The sequence below is a fragment of the Cupriavidus taiwanensis LMG 19424 genome (assembly GCF_000069785.1).
GTDB classification, from domain to species: domain Bacteria; phylum Pseudomonadota; class Gammaproteobacteria; order Burkholderiales; family Burkholderiaceae; genus Cupriavidus; species Cupriavidus taiwanensis.
In genome coordinates, this window is sequence record NC_010528.1 from 1,277,469 (window position 1) to 1,298,390 (window position 20,922).

General features: G+C 67.4%; 20 protein-coding genes and 1 tRNA gene. 16 read left to right on the plus strand and 5 right to left on the minus strand.

Translation table 11 applies throughout. The features are described from left to right. Positions 1–24: 24 nt before the first annotated feature. Positions 25–741 (minus strand): FadR/GntR family transcriptional regulator, encoded by a 717-nt coding sequence (locus RALTA_RS05940; protein WP_012352532.1) that lies wholly within the window; start codon positions 739–741, stop codon positions 25–27. 241 nt (positions 742–982) lie between these two features. Here RALTA_RS05940 and RALTA_RS05945 point away from each other — a divergent pair, with 241 nt between their 5' ends. The 3 genes from RALTA_RS05945 (at position 983) to RALTA_RS05955 (ending at position 4,126) form a co-directional block, all read left to right on the plus strand. Further along, entirely contained in the window at positions 983–1,882 is a 900-nt protein-coding gene (locus RALTA_RS05945; protein ID WP_012352533.1) for a flagellar brake protein, read from the plus strand. Between the two features lie 89 nt (positions 1,883–1,971). Then, positions 1,972–3,093: an esterase/lipase family protein gene (locus RALTA_RS05950; RefSeq protein WP_012352534.1), complete on the plus strand. Its 1,122-nt coding sequence runs from the start codon at positions 1,972–1,974 to the stop codon at positions 3,091–3,093. Further along, a complete protein-coding gene (locus tag RALTA_RS05955; protein WP_081479470.1) occupies positions 3,080–4,126 on the plus strand; it encodes a lipase secretion chaperone in 1,047 nt (348 codons plus the stop codon). Before RALTA_RS05950 ends, RALTA_RS05955 begins: the two co-directional genes overlap by 14 nt. Positions 4,127–4,210: 84 nt before the next feature. Here the strand turns inward: RALTA_RS05955 and RALTA_RS05960 are convergent, their stop codons facing one another. Then, positions 4,211–5,899, minus strand: a complete 1,689-nt coding sequence (locus tag RALTA_RS05960) for an electron transfer flavoprotein-ubiquinone oxidoreductase (protein ID WP_012352536.1) — start codon at positions 5,897–5,899, stop codon at positions 4,211–4,213. Between the two features lie 351 nt (positions 5,900–6,250). On the opposite strand from RALTA_RS05960, the gene RALTA_RS05965 reads away from it, so the two are divergent. The 5 genes from RALTA_RS05965 (at position 6,251) to RALTA_RS05985 (ending at position 10,757) form a co-directional block, all read left to right on the plus strand. Continuing rightward, on the plus strand, positions 6,251–7,036 hold the full coding sequence (locus tag RALTA_RS05965; RefSeq protein ID WP_041232111.1) for an SDR family oxidoreductase: 786 nt from the start codon (positions 6,251–6,253) through the stop codon (positions 7,034–7,036). Between the two features lie 270 nt (positions 7,037–7,306). Beyond that, positions 7,307–7,909 carry a TRAP transporter small permease gene (locus RALTA_RS05970; protein WP_012352538.1) on the plus strand — a complete coding sequence of 201 codons (603 nt, stop codon included), beginning with the start codon at positions 7,307–7,309 and terminating at the stop codon, positions 7,907–7,909. Then, complete coding sequence (locus RALTA_RS05975; protein ID WP_012352539.1) at positions 7,906–9,210, plus strand: TRAP transporter large permease; 1,305 nt, start codon at positions 7,906–7,908, stop codon at positions 9,208–9,210. The genes RALTA_RS05970 and RALTA_RS05975 overlap by 4 nt, the downstream gene beginning before the upstream one ends. A gap of 64 nt (positions 9,211–9,274) precedes the next feature. Then, complete coding sequence (locus RALTA_RS05980; protein WP_012352540.1) at positions 9,275–10,303, plus strand: DctP family TRAP transporter solute-binding subunit; 1,029 nt, start codon at positions 9,275–9,277, stop codon at positions 10,301–10,303. A gap of 52 nt (positions 10,304–10,355) precedes the next feature. Beyond that, entirely contained in the window at positions 10,356–10,757 is a 402-nt protein-coding gene (locus RALTA_RS05985; protein WP_012352541.1) for an acyl-CoA thioesterase, read from the plus strand. 12 nt (positions 10,758–10,769) lie between these two features. Here RALTA_RS05985 and RALTA_RS05990 read toward each other — a convergent pair whose 3' ends face one another. After that, positions 10,770–11,315: a PAS and helix-turn-helix domain-containing protein gene (locus RALTA_RS05990; RefSeq protein ID WP_018006818.1), complete on the minus strand. Its 546-nt coding sequence runs from the start codon at positions 11,313–11,315 to the stop codon at positions 10,770–10,772. A gap of 181 nt (positions 11,316–11,496) precedes the next feature. On the opposite strand from RALTA_RS05990, the gene RALTA_RS05995 reads away from it, so the two are divergent. The 3 genes from RALTA_RS05995 (at position 11,497) to RALTA_RS06005 (ending at position 13,434) form a co-directional block, all read left to right on the plus strand. Then, complete coding sequence (locus RALTA_RS05995) at positions 11,497–12,198, plus strand: CoA transferase subunit A (RefSeq protein WP_012352543.1); 702 nt, start codon at positions 11,497–11,499, stop codon at positions 12,196–12,198. 11 nt (positions 12,199–12,209) lie between these two features. Further along, positions 12,210–12,848, plus strand: a complete 639-nt coding sequence (locus tag RALTA_RS06000; RefSeq protein ID WP_012352544.1) for a CoA transferase subunit B — start codon at positions 12,210–12,212, stop codon at positions 12,846–12,848. Between the two features lie 205 nt (positions 12,849–13,053). Then, positions 13,054–13,434 carry a putative zinc-binding protein gene (locus RALTA_RS06005; protein WP_012352545.1) on the plus strand — a complete coding sequence of 127 codons (381 nt, stop codon included), beginning with the start codon at positions 13,054–13,056 and terminating at the stop codon, positions 13,432–13,434. Positions 13,435–13,477: 43 nt separating this feature from the next. Here RALTA_RS06005 and RALTA_RS06010 read toward each other — a convergent pair whose 3' ends face one another. Then, positions 13,478–13,972 (minus strand): DUF411 domain-containing protein, encoded by a 495-nt coding sequence (locus tag RALTA_RS06010; RefSeq protein WP_012352546.1) that lies wholly within the window; start codon positions 13,970–13,972, stop codon positions 13,478–13,480. A gap of 39 nt (positions 13,973–14,011) precedes the next feature. Beyond that, positions 14,012–14,788 (minus strand): 3-hydroxybutyrate dehydrogenase, encoded by a 777-nt coding sequence (locus tag RALTA_RS06015; RefSeq protein ID WP_012352547.1) that lies wholly within the window; start codon positions 14,786–14,788, stop codon positions 14,012–14,014. Between the two features lie 202 nt (positions 14,789–14,990). On the opposite strand from RALTA_RS06015, the gene RALTA_RS06020 reads away from it, so the two are divergent. The 5 genes from RALTA_RS06020 (at position 14,991) to thrS (ending at position 20,900) form a co-directional block, all read left to right on the plus strand. Then, positions 14,991–15,872 (plus strand): alpha/beta fold hydrolase, encoded by an 882-nt coding sequence (locus tag RALTA_RS06020; RefSeq protein ID WP_012352548.1) that lies wholly within the window; start codon positions 14,991–14,993, stop codon positions 15,870–15,872. Between the two features lie 57 nt (positions 15,873–15,929). After that, positions 15,930–16,292, plus strand: coding sequence for a RidA family protein (locus RALTA_RS06025; protein ID WP_012352549.1), 363 nt, complete (start codon positions 15,930–15,932; stop codon positions 16,290–16,292). 15 nt (positions 16,293–16,307) lie between these two features. Continuing rightward, positions 16,308–18,536 (plus strand): RelA/SpoT family protein, encoded by a 2,229-nt coding sequence (locus RALTA_RS06030; protein WP_012352550.1) that lies wholly within the window; start codon positions 16,308–16,310, stop codon positions 18,534–18,536. Positions 18,537–18,557: 21 nt separating this feature from the next. Next, positions 18,558–18,634, plus strand: a tRNA-Val gene (locus RALTA_RS06035). A gap of 358 nt (positions 18,635–18,992) precedes the next feature. After that, positions 18,993–20,900: a threonine--tRNA ligase gene (gene thrS, locus RALTA_RS06040; protein ID WP_012352551.1), complete on the plus strand. Its 1,908-nt coding sequence runs from the start codon at positions 18,993–18,995 to the stop codon at positions 20,898–20,900. Positions 20,901–20,922: the final 22 nt, after the last annotated feature.

Below are 20,922 nucleotides of genomic sequence, written 5' to 3' on the forward strand. Positions count from 1 at the left end.
TTCAGGGTCTCGATGTATTGGGGTTCAGGCGGACAGGCCCAGGCGCGCGGCGGCTGCCGTCAGGTGCTGCTGCGCGGCGTTGCGCGCGGCCGCGGCGTCGCCGGCGGCAATGGCTTCGGCCAGCGCGGCATGCTCCCGGTCGGCGGCGCGCGGCGCGCCGGTGGCGGTGCCCAGCCGCGCGGTGTTCTCCCACGCGCGCTGGCGCGCGGCCAGCATCTGCTGGCTGACGAAATCCGTCAGGCCGGTAAAGCAGGGGTTGTGCGCGGCTTCGGCGATGGCATGGTGGAATGCCATGTCGGCAGCGGCGGCGCTGGCCATGTCGCCGCGCCCGTCGGCCTGCGCCTGCATCGATGCCAGCGCGGCGCGGATGGCGGCGAGGTCGGCGTCGGTGCGCCGCTGCGCCGCCATTTCTGCGCACGCGGTTTCCACCACGCGGCGCAGCTCGAACAACTGTGCCAGCGTCGGGCCGCCGTCGGGCGCGCTGGCCACGCGCCAGGCCTGGCCGCCCGGGGTGTCGGACACATAGGCGCCGGAGCCCTTGCGGGTGACCAGTACGCCGTCGGCCTTCAGCTGGGCAATGGCCTCGCGCACGATCGGACGGCTGACGCCGAAGGCATCGGCCAGCGCGGACTCCGCCGGCAGGCGGGCGCCCGCGCCGTATCGGCCGGCAAGGATATCGTCATGCAGGGTCTGGGCGATGCGCGTGGCAAGCGAAGCCGGGCGGGGCAGCGGTGTGGTCATGGCGTTCAATGTGTCAGGCTGTCTGACAGCTTTAAGCGATTCTGATCTCAAGCTTGCGTCGCGTCAAGTGCGCTGCAGGTAACCGATGCTACACATGCGGCCGGGCATTTCATCGTCCGGTACTAAATTTCGGCGCACCGAGGCCGATAGAAGTCCCATACAGGCGGCGGAGTCCGAGCATCAGTTCCGCCCAGGGCTCGTCGCGTCCCGGCACGCACGCCGGGGCCAACTGCAAACAGCCATGATCCAGCTCACCCCTAACGATCTCCCCGTCGGCCACCCGCTGCCCTGGTCATTGCTCGATGGCGAGGGCAACCTGGTGCTCGGCAGCGGCAACATCATTCCCGATGCGCGCGACCTGGCGCTGGTGTTCCGCCACGGCACGGTCTGCCGCGACGATGCCGGCGGCGAGGCCGCCGACGAGCCGCGCCCTGCCACCGGGCCGCTCGGCCTGCAGGTCGGCACGCTGCTGCATGTCAAGCTCGACGGCGAGGCGGCGCGCCCGGCCGCCAGCCGCCTGATCGGTTTTATCGAGCAGGGCCTCTTTATCACCTGGCCGCAACTGGGCGGGCGCGACCTGCCGCTGCAGGCCGGCGACGGCGTGGTGCTGCGCGGCTTTTCCGGGCAGGCGATCCACAGCTTTACCTCGACCATTACCGCGGTGTGCCGCAGCCCGTTCCGCTACCTGGTGCTGTCCGCGCCGGTGCAGCGGCACGCGACGCCGGTGCGCAAGGCGGCGCGCGTGCCGACCCGGCTGGCCGCGTACCTGACCGAACCCGGCGACGAGGACGGCATCGGAGGCAGCGGCGGCAGCGCCGCGCGGCTGGCGCTGCTGTCGGACCTCAGCACCGGCGGCGCGCTGGTGCAGACCACCACCCCGGCCCCGGCGCCGGGCAGCCGCGTGCGGCTGCGCTTCAATCTGCGTACCGCGTCGCTGGACAGCGAGGTGGTGATCGATGGCTGGGTCCGCGTGGCGCCGGCCGGGGAGGCCGACGATGCCGACTTTCCCGCGTTCGGCGTGGCCTTCGATGTGCTGGCCGAGCGCGAGCTGACACTGCTGCAGTGCTACATCTACGAACAGCTGCTTACCAGCACCCGCATGCCCGTGCAGCCTGCTCCCGCTGCTGTAGCAGCCGTTTAGAGGGAATCCGCTAATGTTTTGATTGTCTCCCCGGATCGGGCCGTCTTTACTGCTTCCAGCATAAAAAGACCCACCACCGAGGAGACCAGATGGAGCACGGCGAAAACCACGCGTGCGGGCCACGCACGCCCGTATCACGCCCGCAGCAATCCCCCAACCCCCTGCACAGGCTGGCAGGCGCCGCCGCGGCGCTGGCCGCCGCCGCCATGCTGGCGCAGCCAGTGCCTGCCGCCGCCGCGCTCACCGCCAATGGCGACTACGCGAAAACGCGCTACCCGATCGTGCTGGTCCACGGGCTGACCGGCGCGGCAAAGATGGCCGGCGTGCTCGACTACTGGTATGGCATCCCCGAAGTGCTGCGGGACCATGGCGCGCAGGTCTATGTCGCCACGGTGCCATCGTTCAACAGCGACGCCGAGCGCGCGCTGGCGCTGCAGGCCTATGTGCGCGCGGTCAAGCTGGAAACCGGCGCCGACAAGGTCAACCTGATCGGCCACAGCCAGGGCGGGCCCACCGCGCGCGTGCTGGCGGCGATGTCGCCGCAGGACGTGGCCTCGGTCACCACCATCGGCAGCCCGCACCGCGGCAGCGAAGTGGCCGACACCGTGCTCGACCTGATCAACGGCATCGGCGCCATCCCCATCGCCGGCCCGGTGCTGGTCAGCCTGATCCAGGGCGTGTTCGACACGGTCGGCTGGTTCAACGGCATCAGCAACGGGCAGGCGCTGGACCAGGATGCGCTGGCCTCGCTCGAGAGCCTGACCACGCGCGGCGCCGCCGGGCAGAATGCGCGGCTCGACGCCACGCTGGTGCCGGGCACGAAGTCGGCGCTGGGCCCGGACTGCGACAGCCCCGGCGCGGTGTCCGAGCAGCGCCAGGCGCGCGACGCCGCGGGCAACCTCGTCACCCATCGCCAGGCCGCGTATTCGTGGACCGGGCAGGGCGGTCCGCTCAGCCTGCTGCGTTCCAACCTGCTGGATCCGTCCACGGTAATGATGTCGACCTCGGGGCGGCTGATGGCGCTGAAGGGCGCCGGCGCCAACGACGGCCTGGTCTCGGTGTGCAGCAGCAAGTGGGGCCGGGTGCTGGCCACCGGCTATTACTGGAACCATCTGGACGAGGTCAACCAGATGGCGGGGCTGTACCAGGATGCCGATCCCCGCACGGTGATCCTGAACCACGCCAACCGTCTGCGCAATGACCAGCTCTGAGCGTGCGCCGCGGCTGTGGCGGGCCTTGCTGCCGGCCGGCGCCGCCGCAGCCGTGGTGTATGGGTTGACGGCGCCGTCGGCGCCGGCGCCCGTGCCGCAGCGCGCGGTGGCGGTCAGCGCCACGGCTCCGTCCGCGCCATCGGCGGACCCGGCGCCGGCCGGCGTGGCCGCGTGGCCATCGCTGTCAGGCGTAGCGATGCCTGCCGGACCCGAGGCCGACGCCGCGGGCAACCTGCGGCTGACGCGCGCGCTGCGCACCTACTTCGACTATTTCCTGAGCGCGCGCCATGACGCCGGCGGCATCGACGCGCTCGATGCGCTGGTGCATGACGATATCCGCCGCCACGTGCCGCAGCCCGCGGCCGGGCAAGCCTGGCAGCTGTGGCGCCGCTACGTGGCCTGCCTGGCAGAGATCCAGCCCGAGGCCGCCCGCAAGCCGCTGGCGGGCGCGGACGGCATGCTGGATGCGCAGCAGGTGCAGCAGCTGCGCGCATTGCTGACGCAGCGCCATGCGGCGCGCCAGCGCTGGCTGCCCGAGGTCGCGCAGGCCTGGTTCGGCGACGAGCGGGCCTATGACGAAGCCATGCTGGCGCGGCTGGAGATCGCGGCGCAGCCCGGCCTGGACGACGCGCAGCGGCGGCAGCGTCTGGCCGAGGTCGACGCCGCGCTGCCCGAGCCCGTGCGCGCGGCGCGCGAAGCCAGCGCGCGCCCCCGGGCCATCAGCCAGACCATCGCCGACCTGCAGGCGGCCGGACGCACCACGCAGGACATCGGCGCAGCGCTGGCGCAGGCCTACGGCGCAGAGGTGGCGCAGCGCTACCAGCAGCAGGGGCAGGCGGAGCAGTCATGGCAGCAGCGCTACGACGACTACGCCGCGCGCCGCGCGCAGATCGAGGCGTTCGCCGGGCTGTCGGAGCAGGACCGGCGGCAGCAACTGGACACGCTGCGCAGGCAGGCTTTCGACAATCCGAGCGAGGCGCTGCAGGCGGAGGTGGTCGACCAGGCGATGGCAGCGCGGCGGCAGGCACGCTAACGCCCGCGGCGGCCGCACAAAAAAGAAAACGGCACCGAAGAATCCGGTGCCGTTTTCACTTGCCAGCGCGCTTGCGCGGCCGGATTACATGCCGACGTAGTTCGGGCCGCCGCCGCCCTCCGGCGTCACCCAGACGATGTTCTGCGTCGGGTCCTTGATGTCGCAGGTCTTGCAGTGCACGCAGTTCTGCGCGTTGATCTGCAGCCGCTCCTTGCCCGAGGTCTCGTCCTGCACGAACTCGTACACACCCGCCGGGCAGTAGCGCGACTCGGGGCCGGCGTACTTGTCCCAGTTGATGCTGACCGGCACGCTGGCGTCCTTCAGCGTCAGGTGCGCCGGCTGGTTTTCCTCGTGGTTGGTGTTGCTGATGAACACCGAGCTGAGGCGGTCGAAGGTCAGCTTGCCGTCCGGCTTCGGGTAGACGATCTTCTCGCACTCGGCCGCCGGCTTCAGGTACACATGGTCCGGCTTGACGCGATGGATGGTCCAGGGCGGGTTGCGGATGCCAAGCTTGGGCAACAGCCATTGCTCGATGCCGGTCATCAGCGTCGCGGTGGTGCGGCCCTTCTTGAACCACTGCTTGAAGTTCTTGGCCTGCAGCAGCTCCTTGTACAGCCAGCTCTGCTCGAACGCGGCGGGGTAGGCGCTCAGCTCGTCGTGCTGGCGGCCGGCCTGCAGCGCGTCGTAGGCGGCCTCGGCTGCCAGCATGCCGGTCTTGATCGCGGCGTGGCTGCCCTTGATGCGCGAGGCGTTCAGGTAGCCGGCATCGCAGCCGACCAGCGCGCCGCCCGGGAACACGGTCTTGGGCAGCGACAGCAGGCCGCCGGCGGTGATGGCACGCGCGCCGTAGGACAAGCGCTTGCCGCCTTCGAAGTACTGGCGGATTTCCGGGTGCGTCTTGAAACGCTGGAATTCCTCGAACGGCGACAGCCACGGATTGGTGTAGTCCAGGCCGACCACAAAGCCGACCGCGACCTTGTTGTCTTCCATGTGGTACAGGAACGAGCCGCCGTAGGTGGCCGGATCGAGCGGCCAGCCGGCGGTGTGCACCACCAGGCCGGGCTTGTGCCTGGCCGGGTCGATCTCCCACAGCTCCTTCAGGCCGATGCCGTAGCTCTGCGGATCCTTGCCGGCATCCAGGCCGAACTTCTCGATCAGTTGCTTGCCCAGGTGGCCGCGCGCGCCTTCGGCGAAGATGGTGTACTTGGCATGCAGCTCCATGCCCAGCTGGAAGTTCTCGGTCGGCTCGCCTTCCTTGTTGATGCCCATGTTGCCGGTGGCCACGCCCTTGACCGAGCCGTCTTCGTTGTACAGCACCTCGGCGGCGGGGAAGCCCGGGAAGATCTCGACGCCCAGCGCCTCGGCCTGCTGGCCCAGCCAGCGCACGAAGTTCGACAGGCTGACGATGTAGTTGCCTTCGTTGTGGAAGCACTCGGGCAGCAGCGCCGGCGGCGTGCCCTTGGAGCCGGTCTCGTTCAGGAACAGGAACTTGTCCTCGGTCACGGCCTGGTTCAGCGGCGCCCCCAGCTCCTTCCAGTTCGGGATCAGCTCATTCAGGGCGCGCGGGTCCATGATGGCGCCCGACAGGATGTGGGCGCCGGGCTCGGAGCCCTTTTCCAGCACGCACACGTTGACGTCGGCGCCTTTCTCCTGCGCGAGTTGCTTCAGGCGGATGGCCGTGGCCAGGCCGGCGGGGCCGCCGCCGACGATGACCACGTCGTATTCCATGGCTTCGCGCGGGCCGAACTGCTCCAGGAGCTGTTGCTGATCCATTGTCTCTAACCCTCTGTTTCTTTGCTGCTAGCTGGCAATTGTGGGAAATGCGGTGATCGTTGTGCTGAGAACCCGGCCCGGGCGCGGCGCGTGGGCCGCCGGGGGAGCCGCGCGGGCGCGGCGGTGAAATCGGTGCTGTTTCGCTCCGAACAGCGCCGGAACGGCGTCCGGTCACGGCCGGATCGCGCGTTTTCCCTCTTTCCCTTTGCGGGCCAAGTTCTTAGAATCTCCGGCATTGTCCGGGACTCGCCACCCACAGGCAAGGATTTTTTTGGAACGGTCGTTCTTTTTTTTGATATGCTGCCTTCTGCTCCTGATGAGGGCGGAGGGGCTCCCGTACAAGAGGTAATCATGGGTTTGTCGATCAATCTGGAAGGCAAGGTGGCGCTGGTAACCGGCGCCTCGAGCGGGCTGGGCTCGCGTTTCGCCACGGTGCTCGCCGCCGCCGGCGCCAAGGTGGTGCTGGCATCGCGCCGCACCGAGCGGCTCAAGGAACTGCGCGCCGCGATCGAGGCCGAGGGCGGCAGTGCCCACGTGGTGCGCCTGGACGTGACCGACCCGGACAGTATCCGCGCCGCGGTGGCGCACGCCGAGACCGAAGCCGGGGCGATCGATATCCTGGTCAATAACTCGGGCGTGTCGACCACGCAGAAGCTGACCGACGTGGCCCCGGAAGACTTCGACTTCGTCTTCGACACCAATACCCGCGGCGCCTTTTTCGTCGCGCAGGAAGTCGCCAAGCGCATGATCGCGCGCGCCAAGGGCGCCGAGCGCAACGGCAGCCCGCTGCCGCAGGCGCGCATCGTCAATATCGCGTCGGTGGCGGGGCTGAAGGTGCTGTCGCAGATCGGCGTCTATTGCATGAGCAAGGCGGCGGTGGTGCACATGACCAAGGCTATGGCGCTGGAATGGGCGCGCCATGGCATCAATTCCAACGCCATCTGCCCCGGCTATATCGACACCGATATCAACCACCACCACTGGGACTCCGACGCCGGGCAGAAGCTGATCCAGATGCTGCCGCGCAAGCGCCTGGGCAAGCCGGAAGACCTCGACGGGCTGTTGCTGCTGCTGGCATCGGACCAGTCGCAGTTCATCAACGGCGCCGTCATCACCGCCGACGACGGCATGGTCTGAGCGCCCGCGCGCTGACACCGGGGGGCGCAAGTCCCCCCGCATCCCGCCCATGCGCCAAAAGCGCCGCGGGATGCCCGAGCGCCAACCCAGGGCTTATCCGGTCCCCTTGGGCGCGCCGTCGTCAGCAAGCGTCAAAACTTCAGAAATTTCGTGCGTGGCAGGCCAGTCTTGGCATAATCCGCCATGTCTGCAGATTAAGTCTTTACATACAAAGCGAGAACGCCGCGGTGGCCGCATGGCCCGAGCGGCCCTGGACCGGAGGCCGGGGAGATGGAGCAACAACAAGAGGCACGGCGCAACGCCGTGCCGCAACACGTCGTCGATTCCGCGGTGATCCCGCGGGCGACAGACGAAGCGCAGGACGCTGAATTCCGGGTTTCACCCCGCATCGAGGACTGGATTGGCGTGATCGTGATGGTGCTGCTGGTCGGCATCACCTTCGCCAACGTGGTGGTCCGCTATTTCACCGACGAGTCGTTTGCCTGGACCGAGGAATTCTCGGTCTTCCTGATGATCGTGCTGGCCCTGGTGGCCGGCAGCGCCGCGGTGGCGCGCGACCGCAATATCCGCATCGAGTTCTTCTTCGAACGCGGCAGCGCGGCCCGGCAGCGGCGCCTGGCGATCCTGTCGGCGCTGGCGGTGGCAGTGATGTTCATCGCGCTGGCGGTGCTGGGCGCACGCATCACCTGGGACGAATACACCTTCGGCGAGACCTCGCCCGGCATCGGCGTGCCAAGCTGGTGGTACTCGATCTGGCTGCCGGTGCTGTCGGCAGGCATCGCGCTGCGCGCGCTGGCGCTGATGGTGCGCAACGTGCGGGCGCTCAAGGCGCTGCATCAAGAGAGCCGGTCGGCGACGGAGCGTGCGCAATGACGCTGGTTGCCATCATCCTGTTCGTGGTCTTTATCGGCCTGATGCTGCTGGGCGTGCCGATCGGCGTGTCGCTGGGGCTAGGCGGCCTGGTTGCGATCGGCCTGTCCAATCTCGATACGCAGATGTTCGGCCTGCTGGCCGTGCCGCAGAATTTCTATGCGGGGCTGGCCAAGTATCCGCTGCTGGCGATCCCGATGTTCGTGCTGGTGGGCTCGATCTTCGACCGTTCCGGCGTGGCCCAGCGCCTGGTGACCTTCGCCATTGCCGTGGTCGGGCGCGGCCCGGGCATGCTGCCGCTGGTGGCGATCCTGGTGGCGATGTTCCTCGGCGGCATTTCCGGTTCGGGTCCGGCCAATGCGGCCGCGGTCGGGGGCGTGATGATCGCGGCGATGTCGCGCGCGGGCTATCCCGGCTCTTACAGCGCGGCGGTGGTCGGCGCGGCCGCGGCCACTGACATCCTGATCCCGCCGTCGGTGGCGTTCATCATCTACAGCGTGCTGGTGCCGGGTGCGTCGGTGCCGGCGCTGTTCGCGGCCGGCATGATCCCGGGCGTGCTCGCGGGCATCGCGCTGATCGTGCCGGCGGTGTGGCTGGCGCGCAAGCACAACATGGGCGCCGCCGAAGCCGCGCTGCCGCGCCCGCCATTCTGGAAGAGCCTGCGCGAGGCCGCGTGGGGCCTGGTGGCGCCGTTCCTGATCCTGGGCGGCATGCGCGCCGGCTGGTTCACGCCGACCGAAGCCGCCGTGGTGGCGGTGGTCTATGGGCTGTTCGTCGGCATGGTGGTGTACCGCAGCATCGGCCTGCGCGACCTGTTCACGATTTTCCAGGAAGCGGCCGAAACCTCGGCGGTGATCCTGCTGGTGGTGGCGCTGGCCGGCATCTTTGCCTACGCGCTGTCGACGCTGGGCGTGATCGATCCGCTGGCGCAGGCAATCGCCACTTCGGGGCTGGGCGAATACGGCGTGCTGGCGCTGATCGTGCTGCTGCTGATGACGGTGGGCATGTTCCTCGACGGCATCTCGATCTTCCTGATCTTCGTGCCGCTGCTGCTGCCGATCTCCAACGCCTTCCACTGGAATCCGGTGTGGTTCGGCGTGGTGCTGACGCTGAAGGTGGCGCTCGGCCAGTTCACGCCGCCGCTGGCCGTGAACCTGATGGTGTCGTGCCGGATCGCCCGCGTGCGCATGGAAGAAACCGTGCCATGGGTGATCTGGATGCTGCTGGCGATGTTCATTGCCATGCTGATGGTGCTGGCCTATCCGCCGCTGGCGACATGGCTGCCGGAGTACCTCGGCTATTGATCGCTGTTGCCTTGATTTTGCATTCACCAACAAGAACCTGACGCTTTTCCCCTGAGGAGATGAAATGAAACGTCGTGCCCTGATGCTCGCAACGGCCGCTGCCCTGGCCGCTTCCGCCTTCGCCCCCGCCGGCGCAATGGCCCAGACCTACAAGTCCGAGTACAAGATGTCGCTGGTGCTCGGCCCGGCCTTCCCGTGGGGCAAGGGCGGCGAGATCTGGGCCGACCTGGTCAGGCAGCGCACCAACGGCCGCATCAACATCAAGCTGTACCCGGGCACCTCGCTGGTGGCCGGCGACCAGACCCGCGAATTCTCGGCGATCCGCCAGGGCGTGATCGACATGGCGGTGGGCTCGACCATCAACTGGTCGCCGCAGGTCAAGGAACTGAACCTGTTCTCGCTGCCGTTCCTGATGCCCGACTACAAGGCGCTCGACGCGCTGACGCAGGGCGAGGTCGGCAAGTCGATCTTCGCCACGCTGGAGAAGGCCGGTGTGGTGCCGCTGGCCTGGGGCGAGAACGGTTTCCGCGAGGTGTCGAACTCCAAGCGCGAGATCCGCAAGCCGGAAGACCTGAAGGGCCTGAAGCTGCGCGTGGTGGGCTCGCCGCTCTATATCGAGACGTTCAACGCGCTGGGCGCCAACCCGACCCAGATGAGCTGGGCCGACGCGCAGCCGGCGATGGCCTCGGGCGCGGTCGACGGCCAGGAAAACCCGCAGTCGGTGTTCGCCGCCGCCAAGCTGTACACGGTCGGCCAGAAGTACGTCACCACCTGGGGCTACGTCGCCGATCCGCTGATCTTCGTGGTCAACAAGCAGATCTGGGAAAGCTGGACCCCGGCCGACCGCGAGATCGTCAAACAGGCGGCCATCGATGCCGGCAAGCAGGAAATCGCGTTGGCCCGCAAGGGACTGGCCGAGGCGAATGCGCCCGCCTGGAAGGACATGGAAGCCCACGGCGTCAAGGTCACGCACCTGACCCCGGCCGAGCACGACGCCTTCCGCAAGGCGACCGCCAAGGTCTACGACAAGTGGAAGAAGCAGATCGGCGCCGACCTTGTCACCAAGGCCGAAGGCGCGATTGCCAAGCGCTAAGTCATGAGGCAGGCCCGCCAGTGTTGGCGGGCCTGTTGCATTGGAGGCTGTGATGAAACACGTCTACACGGTGGTCATGCCGATCCGGTGGGGCGACATGGACGCGATGGGCCATGTCAACAACACCGTCTATTTCCAGTATCTGGAGCAGGCGCGCATCGAGTGGTTCGCGTCGCTGGGCCGCGGCGGCAAGGATGCGAACGGGCAGGGGCCGGTCATCATCAATGCCCATATGACCTTCCTGAAGCAGCTGCGCTATCCGGGCGAGATCGAATGCCGGGTCTATGCGGGACAGCTGGGCCGTACCAGCTTCGAGACGCGCATGGAAATCCGGCGCACCGACCTGCCTGACGTGGTGTGGGCCGAGGGCGGTGCCAAGGTGGTGTGGTGCGATTATGCGGCGGAGAAATCGGTGCCGGTGCCGGCCGAGATCCGGGCGATCATCGAAGAGTGATGGTTTTCAGCGTCAGTGGGCCACCAGCCGCTGCACCAGGTCCACCGACGTACTCGCTCCGTACTTCTTCATCAGCCGCGCCCGATAGATATCGACCGTGCGCGGGCTGATCGCCAGCAGCTTGCCGATCTGCTTGCTGGTCTTGCCTTCCACCAGCTGCGCCGCGATCTCGCGTTCGCGCGCGGTCAGTTCGGCGGTGACCTGGCGCTTCTGCGACAAGTCCTCGAAGGTCCAGATCCCTGCGCCGAGCGGCTGGCTCCGGTCCAGCGCGCGGCCGGTGACGTGGCACCAGAACAGTTCCCCGCCGGCGCGCTTCATGATGCGTTCGTCCGAATACATGCCGCGCTTGCCCATGATCGGCGCGATGCGCGCGCCGGTGCGCTCGAATTCGTCGGCGGTGGGGTAGAGCACCTGGAACGACTGGCCCAGCAGGGCCTCGCGCGTGGTGCCGAAGATGCGGCAGACCTCTTCGTTGCAGTCCTCGATTACGCGCTCGCGTGACAGCACCAGTCCGACTGGGGCGAGCTGGAAGGCGGTCTGGTAGTCGATGGCGGGCATCTGCTTATGTATTTTTACGTAATGGCGTAGCCGGCTGTGCTTGCGTATGCTGTCGGTCGGACGCGTGACGGCGACGGCTTGCCGCCTGTTGCCGATTGTACCGTTACAATTTCCCTGCGTCGCCCGCCGCACCACCCGCCGGCGGGGGAGTCGACGGGGACTACCGAGGAAGGAGCGAAGCATGAACAAGGTCTACGCCAGCGCCGCAGAAGCGCTTGCAGGCGTCGTCCGCGACGGCCAGACGATCGCTGTGGGCGGTTTCGGCCTGTGCGGCATTCCCGAGGCGCTGATCGGCGCGCTGCGCGACAGCGGCGCCAAGCAGCTGACCTGCATCTCCAACAACGCCGGCGTCGACGGCTTCGGCCTGGGCCTGCTGCTGGCCACGCGCCAGATCAAGAAGATGATCTCGTCCTACGTCGGCGAGAACAAGGAGTTCGAGCGCCAGTACCTGGCCGGCGAACTGGAGCTGGAATTCACCCCGCAAGGCACGCTGGCCGAAAAGCTGCGCGCCGGCGGCTCGGGCATCCCGGCCTTCTTCACCAAGACCGGCGTCGGCACCATCGTCGCCGAAGGCAAGGAAATCCGCGAATTCGACGGCGAAAAGTACGTGATGGAGCGTTCGCTGACCGCCGACGTCGCGCTGGTCAAGGCCTGGAAGGCCGACAAGGCCGGCAACCTGGTGTTCCGCCGCACCGCGCGCAACTTCAACCCGATGTGCGCGATGGCGGGCAAGGTCACCGTGGCCGAGGTCGAGCAGATCGTCGAGACCGGCGAGCTTGATCCGGACGAGATCCACCTGGCCGGCATCTTCGTGCAGCGCCTGGTGCTCAACGCCAATCCCGAGAAACGCATCGAGCAGCGCACCGTGCGCGCGGCCAGCTAAGGAGACCCATCATGGCATGGACACGTGACGAAATGGCCGCGCGCGCCGCGGCCGAGCTGCAGGACGGTTTCTACGTCAACCTGGGCATCGGCCTGCCGACGCTGGTGGCCAACTGGGTGCCCGAAGGCATGGAAGTCTGGCTGCAATCCGAGAACGGCCTGCTCGGCATCGGCCCGTTCCCGACCGAGGAAGAAGTCGACGCCGACATGATCAACGCCGGCAAGCAGACCGTGACCACGCTGCCGGGCTCGTCGATCTTCTCGTCGGCCGACTCGTTCGCGATGATCCGCGGCGGCCACATCAACCTGGCCATCCTGGGCGCCATGCAGGTCAGCGAGAAGGGCGACCTGGCCAACTGGATGATCCCGGGCAAGATGGTCAAGGGCATGGGCGGCGCGATGGACCTGGTCGCCGGCGTCGGCCGCGTGGTGGTGCTGATGGAACACACCGCCAAGAAGAAGGACGGCACCGAGGATCTCAAGATCCTGAAGCAGTGCAACCTGCCGCTGACCGGCGTGGGCGTGGTCAACTGCATCATCACCGACCTCGGCGTGATCGACGTGACCGCGGATGGCCTCAAGCTGGTGGAGACCGCTCCGGGCGTCAGCCGCGAGGAAATCCAGGCGAAGACGGGGGCGCCGCTGCTGTAAGCCAGCCTTCGGCCATGGCCTGACGAGCCCTGTGGCGCATTGCGCCACAGGGCTTTTTTCATTGGATGGCCGGATAACCGACTAGGTCGATCGGCTGGGCCAGCTAGCTATATCGGCGAATGGCCTGTCCCCGCACGGGTCGCTATGCTGGCCGCTTTCGGGCAGGCGTGTGCTTGCCAAGTCAATGCTTTACGGAAGGTGCGCGATGCCCGCTACCCCCACCCGAACCCTGCCCCTGGTCTACGCCTGCTCCGGCTGCTCCAGCGTGGCGCAACTGGCCAATGCCTGCGCAGTGCGGCTGGACCGCGGCGGCCGCGCGGAAATGTCGTGCATCAGCGGCGTGGGCGGCGGCGTGCCGGCGCTGACGCGCGTGGCGCGATCGGGCCGGCCGATCCTGGCGCTGGACGGGTGTCCGCTGGCCTGCGTGCAGGCGTGCCTGGCCAACGCGGGCGTGGTGCCGGACCAGCACCTGGTGCTGAACCGGCTGGGCGCGGTCAAGCGCCAGCACGGCGAATGCACCGAGGACGAGACCGAGGCGGTGTGGCGGGAGGTCGAGGCGGCGCTGGAGCGCCTCGCACAGGGGTAGCGGATGGCCGGATGCGCCGCGGCGCATCCGGCGCGGCGGCACGTCAGGCCGCCGGCTTGTTGTGGCGGCTGAACACCGAGGCAGCGCCGTCGGCCTTGACCAGCAGCACGTCGAACGGATCCTTGCGCGGTCCCTGTTCCATGCCCGGCGAGCCGACCGGCATGCCCGGCACTGCCAGCCCGACCGCCTTGGGTTTGGCCGCCAGCAGCTTGCGGATGTCGGCGGCGGGCACGTGGCCCTCGATCGCATAGCCGGCGATATGGCCGGTATGGCAGGAGCCGAAGCGCTCGGGCATGCCGAAGCGCTTGCGGTATTCGCCGGTATCCTCGACGTCATGCACCGTCACGGTGAAGCCGTTGGCGCGCAGGTGCTTGACCCATTCCTCGCAGCAGCCGCACAGCGGACTCTTGTAGACGTCGATGGCCAGCGGCTTCTTCGCCTGCGCGAACGCATCGGCCGCGGGCCCCAGCACGCCAACGGCGAGCGTGCCGAGCGCCAGCGCGCCGAGGGTGCCGAGAAAACGTCGTCGTTGCATCATTGCTTGTTGCTCCTTGCTGTGGTGCGCAGATGTAGCACCTTACTGCGCCACCCAGCCGCCATCCATGTTCCAGATCGCGCCGCGCACCTGGCGGGCCGCGTCGGACGACAGGAACACGGCCAGTGCGCCCAGTTCATCGGGCGTGACGAACTGGCCCGAGGGCTGTTTCTCCAGCACCAGCTCGCGCTTGGCCTGCTCGACCGGGATGCCTTCCTTCTGCGCGCGGGCTTCGACCTGCTTCTGCACCAGCGGCGTCAGCACCCAGCCCGGGCAGATCGCGTTGGCGGTCACGCCGGTCTGCGCGGTTTCCAGCGCGGTTACCTTGGTGAAGCCGACGATGCCGTGCTTGGCCGCGACATAGGCCGATTTCTGCGCCGAGGCCACCAGCCCGTGGGTCGAGGCGACGTTGATGATGCGCCCCCAGTTCTTCTGCTTCATGCCGGGCAGTGCCAGGCGCGTGGTATGGAAGGCCGAGGTCAGGTTGATGGCGATGATCGCGTCCCAGCGCTCGGGCGGGAAGTCTTCGATGGCCGCGACGTGCTGGATGCCGGCATTGTTGACGAGGATGTCGGCGCCGCCGAACTCGGCCTGGGCGTAGCGCATCATGTCCTCGATGTCGGCCGCCTTGCTCATGTCGGCGCCGTGATAGCCGACGCGGATCCCCTGGCCGGCCTGCGCGATCTCGTTCTTTGCGGCGTCCGCGTCACCAAAGCCGTTGACGATGATGTGGGCGCCCTGCGCCGCCAGCGCCTTTGCGATGCCGAGTCCGATGCCGCTGGTCGAGCCAGTCACCAGGGCGGTCTTGCCGTTGAGCATGTAAGCCTCCGTCGAGAGAAAGGGATGCCACGGCAGAACAGCCGCCGGATGGGCGGCGCGCGCCGTGGCGGTGCGCGGCCGCGCGCGGGGCGCGGACACTGTGCTGTGGCATTGTACCCGCTGCGGCGTACAATCCAGCTTTGCTCAACTTCCGGCGGCGGTGCCTGCTGGCGCCTTGCGTCCGGTTTGCCAGGGAGTCCAGATGTCTGCCAGTCCGCGTCTCGGTTTCGTCCAGTGCATCAGTCCGGCGGGCCTGCACCGCATGGCGTACCACGAGTGGGGCGACCCCGCCAATCCGCGCGTGCTGGTGTGCGCGCACGGCCTGACGCGCACCGGGCGCGACTTCGACGCCGTCGCCCGCGCGCTGTGCGGCGACTACCGCGTGGTGTGCCCGGACGTGGTGGGCCGCGGCCGCTCGGAATGGCTGGCCGATGCCAACGGCTATGTGGTGCCGCAGTATGTCTCCGACATGGTCACGCTGATCGCGCGGCTCAATGTGGAGAAGGTGGACTGGTTCGGCACCTCGATGGGCGGCCTGATCGGCATGGGCCTGGCCGGGCTGCCGAAGTCGCCGGTGCGCAAGCTGCTGCTCAATGACGTCGGTCCGCGGATCGCGCCTTCGGCGGTCGAGCGCATCGGTGCCTACCTTGGCCTGCCGGTGCGCTTCAAGACCTTCGAGGAAGGGCTGGCGTACCTGCAGACCATCAGCGCCTCGTTCGGGCGCCACACCGCCGAGCAGTGGCGCGAGCTCAACGCCGCCATCCTGAAGCCGGTGCAGGGCGGCGACGGCCTGGAATGGGGCTTGCATTACGATCCGCAACTGGCGGTGCCGTTCCGCAAGTCCACGCCCGAGGCCATCGCCGCCGGCGAAGCCGCGCTGTGGCGCAGCTTCGAAGCCATCGAGGCTCCGGTGCTGGTGGTGCGCGGCGCGCAGTCTGACCTGCTGCTGCGCGAGACCGTGGCCGAGATGGTGGCGCGCGGCAAGCACGTGAGCTCGGTGGAGGTGCCCGACGTGGGGCACGCCCCGACCTTCGTCGATCCGGCGCAGATCGCGATCGTGCGCCAGTTCTTTACCGGCGCCTGACCGCACGCGTTGCGGCCAGGTTGTCATCCGGCTGTTTTTATCGAGTTACGCATTGCCATGAGTCTTCCTGAACTGAAGCGCGCCCATGTGGGCAAGCGCTTGTCCGAATACGCGGTCTACAACGGCGTGGTGTATCTGGCCGGGCAGGTGCCCGAGGTCGATCCCAAGGCCGATATCCGCGGCCAGACGCGCGAGGTGCTGGGCCATATCGACCGCCTGCTGGCCGAGGCCGGCAGCGACAAGACCCGCATCCTGTCGTGCCAGATCTTCCTGACCAACATCGACCTGATCGGCGAGATGAACGAGGTCTGGGATGCCTGGGTGCCGCAAGGCAACACGCCGCCGCGCGCCACCGTCGAAGCCCGCCTGGCCAATCCCGATTACCTGATCGAAGTGGTGGTCACCGCTGCGCTCAACTGATGCAGGCGCTGTGACATGGTGACGTCGACCGACCTGGCCGGCCGGGTCGCGGGCATTCCGGATACCGAGCTGGTCGAGCGCGCCCTGGCGTACGTGCGCGAGCACGGCGCAGGCGTCGCGCTGCCCACAGGCGAGACCGTGCCGTCGCACGCGGAGGGGATGCTGCGCATCCTCGACGGCCTGCGCGTGGATGATTCCGCGCGCGCGGCGGCATGCCTGTTCGGCCTGGCGGCATTCGTGCCCGAGACCGAAGCCGAGATCGAGCCGCGCTTCGGCGAGGAAGTGGCGCGGCTGGTCAATGGCGTGCGGCAGCTGCTGCGCATCGGCGCCATCGCCGGCAATCGCCCGGATGCGGAGTCGGCCGCGCCGTCGAAGAACGAAGCCCAGGCGCGCCACGAGCAGGTCGAGGCGCTGCGCAAGATGCTGCTGGCGTTTGCGCAGGACATCCGCGTGGTGCTAGTGCGGCTGGCCTCGCGGCTGCAGACGCTGCGCTGGCTGGCCGAGACTAAGCAGTCACCGCTGCCCGGCGTGGCGCGCGAAACGCTCGACATCTACGCGCCGCTGGCCAACCGCCTGGGCATCTGGCAGATGAAGTGGGAGCTGGAGGACCTGGCCTTCCGCTTCGAACAGCCCGATACCTACAAGCGCATCGCCAGGCTGCTGGATGAAAAGCGCATCGAGCGCGAAGGCTATATCGCCGGCGCCATCGCGCGGCTGCAGTCCGAGCTGGCCACCGCGGGCATCCGCGCCGAGGTCAGCGGCCGGCCCAAGCACATCTACAGCATCTGGAAGAAGATGCGCGGCAAGGAGCTGGATTTTGCCGACCTGTACGATGTGCGCGCCTTCCGCGTGATCGTCGACGATATCAAGGACTGCTATACGGTGCTCGGCATCGTGCACCATATCTGGCAGCCGATCCCGCGCGAGTTCGACGACTACATCTCCCGGCCCAAGGCCAACGGCTACAAGTCGCTGCACACGGTGGTGATCGGCGATGACGGCCGCGCCTTCGAGGTGCAGATCCGCACGCACGAGATGCACCACTTTGCCGAATACGGCGTGGCCGCGCACTGGCGCTACAAGGAGGCGGGCAGCCGCGGCTATGCCGGGCAGTTCTCCGCCAGCGAGCGCTACGACGAGAAGATTGCCTGGCTGCGCCAGCTGCTGGCGTGGAAGGACGATGCCGACCACAGCGTGGCGCATGACGAGTCATGGGAGCAGATCAAGCACGCCGCGATCGACGACCACATCTACGTGCTGACGCCGCAGGCGCGCGTGGTGGCGCTGCCGCAGGGCGCAACCGCCGTGGATTTCGCCTACTACCTGCACAGCGATCTCGGCCACCGCTGCCGCGGCGCGCGCGTGGACGGCACCATGGTGCCGCTGAACACGCCGCTCAAGAACGGCCAGACCGTCGAGATCATCGCGGTCAAGCAGGGCGGGCCGTCGCGCGACTGGCTCAATGCCGACCTGGGCTACCTCGCCAGCAGCCGCGCGCGCGCCAAGGTGCGCGCGTGGTTCAACGCGCTGGACTCGCAGGAAACCATCGCCCAGGGCCGCGCGCTGATCGACAAGACGCTGCAGCGGGAAGGCAAGACCGCGGTCAAGCTGGAAGACCTGGCGACGCGGCTGGGCTTCAAGACTCCGGACGAGCTGTTCGCCGCGGTGGCCAAGGACGAGTTCAGCCTGCGCCATGTGGAGCACGCGTTGCGCCACCCCGAGGGCGAGGTCCAGGCGCCGCTGAGCGAGGAAGACGCCGTCACCAAGAAGAGCCGCGCCACCAGCGTGGCGCGCGGCGCCAAGAGCGGCGTGCTGGTGGTGGGCGTGGATTCGCTGATGACGCAGATGTCGCGCTGCTGCAAGCCGGCGCCGCCGGACGACATCGTCGGCTTTGTCACGCGCGGGCGCGGGGTGTCGATCCATCGCCGCAACTGCCACACCTTCCAGCAGCTGTCGGCGCGCGCGCCGGAGCGCGTGATCCAGACCGAGTGGGGCAAGAAGAGCCACGCCGCGGTCTATCCGGTCGACATCCATGTCGAGGCCATCGACCGGCAGGGCCTGCTGCGCGACATCTCGGAAGTGCTGTCGCGCGAGAAGATCAACGTCACGGGCGTCAAGACGCTGTCCAGCAAGGGCGTGGCGCGCATGCAGTTCACCGCGGAGGTCTCCGAGGCCACGCAGCTGCAGCGCGCACTGCTGCTGATCGAGGAAGTCCAGGGGGTGTTGCAGGCGAAAAGAAAGTGATGCTATACTTGCGGCTTCGCTAGGCTCGTAGCTCAGCTGGTTAGAGCACCACCTTGACATGGTGGGGGTCGTTGGTTCGAGTCCAATCGAGCCTACCAACGAATTGCAGTAAAGCAGTAAAAAGCAGTGCGGCAAGTCCGATTCAACCCCATACGGAACGGAAGGGCATCATGGTTATGACACCGCGAACTACTACCGCTGGCAAGCGACAGTAGTCGAGGTGCGCCTTCGACCCGGTTGGATCGGGTTTGACAAAGAGAAACGCGGCCTTGGCCGCGTTTTTTTTCGTCCGTCGCTTGCCAGCCGCCCTGATAAGCTGCCGCCTTGCCGTGCGGCAGGGCGGGGCAGCCAAGAACAGATCGCCAGCGCGCAGGCATGCGGGCCGGTGCCACAAGATGCAGTTTGATCCGCTCGGGCGAGGCGCAAGGCGCCGCCGGCGGAACCTGGAGAGTCGAAATGATCGCAATCACGCTGCCGGACGGGTCCCGCCGCGAGTTTCCCGGCCCGGTGACGGTTGCCGAAGTGGCGCAGAGCATCGGCGCAGGCCTGGCCAAGGCCGCGCTGGCCGGCAAGGTGGACGGCCAGCTGGTAGACACCAGCTACAAGATCGAGCGCGATGCGGAACTGGCCATCGTGACGGACAAGGATGCCGACGGCGTCGATGTGATCCGCCACTCCACGGCGCACTTGCTGGCCTATGCCGTCAAGGAGTTGTACCCGGACGCGCAGGTGACGATCGGGCCGGTGATCGAGAACGGCTTCTACTACGACTTCGCCTACAAGCGCCCCTTCACGCCGGAAGACCTCGCTGCCATCGAAAAGAAGATGACGGAGTTGGCGCGCAAGGACGAGAAGGTTACGCGCGAAGTGTGGAACCGCGACGAAGCGGTGGCGCTGTTCGAGTCGATGGGCGAGAAGTACAAGGCCGAGATCATCGGCTCGATCCCGGCCGACCAGGAAATCGGCCTTTATCGCGAAGGCAATTTCGTCGACCTGTGCCGCGGCCCGCACGTGCCGTCGACGGGCAAGCTCAAGGTCTTCAAGCTGATGAAGGTGGCCGGCGCCTACTGGCGCGGCGACGCCAACAACGAGATGCTCCAGCGCATCTACGGCACGGCGTGGGCCAAAAAGGAAGACCAGGAGGCCTACCTGCACATGCTTGAGGAGGCCGAGAAGCGCGACCACCGCAAGCTGGGCAAGACGCTGGACCTGTTTCACCTGCAGGAAGAGGCGCCTGGCATGGTGTTCTGGCACCCGAAGGGCTGGCAGGTCTGGCAGGCTGTCGAGCAGTACATGCGCGGCCGCCTGACGGACGCCGGCTACGACGAGGTGCGTACGCCGCAGGTGATGGACCGTTCGCTGTGGGAGAAGTCGGGTCACTGGCAGAACTACAAGGAGAACATGTTCGTCACGGAGTCGGAGAAGCGCGACTACGCGATCAAGCCGATGAACTGCCCGGGCCATGTGCAGATCTTCAACCACGGCCTGCGCTCGTACCGCGACCTGCCGCTGCGCCTGGCCGAGTTCGGTGCCTGCCATCGCAACGAGCCGTCCGGGGCGCTGCACGGGCTGATGCGGGTGCGCGGCTTTGTGCAGGACGATGCGCATATCTTCTGCACGGAAGAGCAGATCGTCGCCGAGGCGAAGGCCTTCAACGAACTGGCGTTCTCGGTCTATGACGACTTCGGCTTCAAGGACGTGAAGGTCAAGCTGTCGCTGCGCCCCGACCAGCGCGCCGGCTCGGACGAGATCTGGGACCATGCCGAGGAAGGCCTGCGCCTGGCGCTGCGCGCCTGCGGCGTGGAATGGGAAGAGCTGCCCGGCGAGGGCGCCTTCTACGGCCCGAAAGTCGAATACCACATCAAGGACGCGATCGGCCGCTCCTGGCAGTGCGGTACGCTGCAGCTGGATCTGGTGCTGCCGGAGCGCCTGGGTGCTGAATACGTTTCCGAGGACAATTCCCGCAAGCGCCCGGTGATGCTCCATCGCGCCATCCTGGGCTCGTTCGAGCGCTTCCTGGGCATCCTGCTCGAAAACCACGCCGGCGCGCTGCCGGCCTGGCTGGCCCCGGACCAGGTCGTGGTCATGAATATTGCGGATTCTCAGGCAGAGTACGCCGAAAGCGTCGTGCAATTGCTGCAAAAACAAGGGTTTAGGGCCAAGGCCGATTTGCGTAACGAGAAAATTACGTATAAAATCCGCGAGCATTCGCTTCAAAAGGTCCCCTACCTGCTGGTGGTGGGCGATAAGGAGCGGGATGCCAATCAAGTGGCCGTGCGTGCCCGTGGCAACGTGGATCTGGGTGTGATGCCCGTCTCCGCGTTTGTTGAGCGTCTGCAACACGACGTCGCCAGCAAAGCCTGAGGGTGGTGAGCACGGCTTGTTT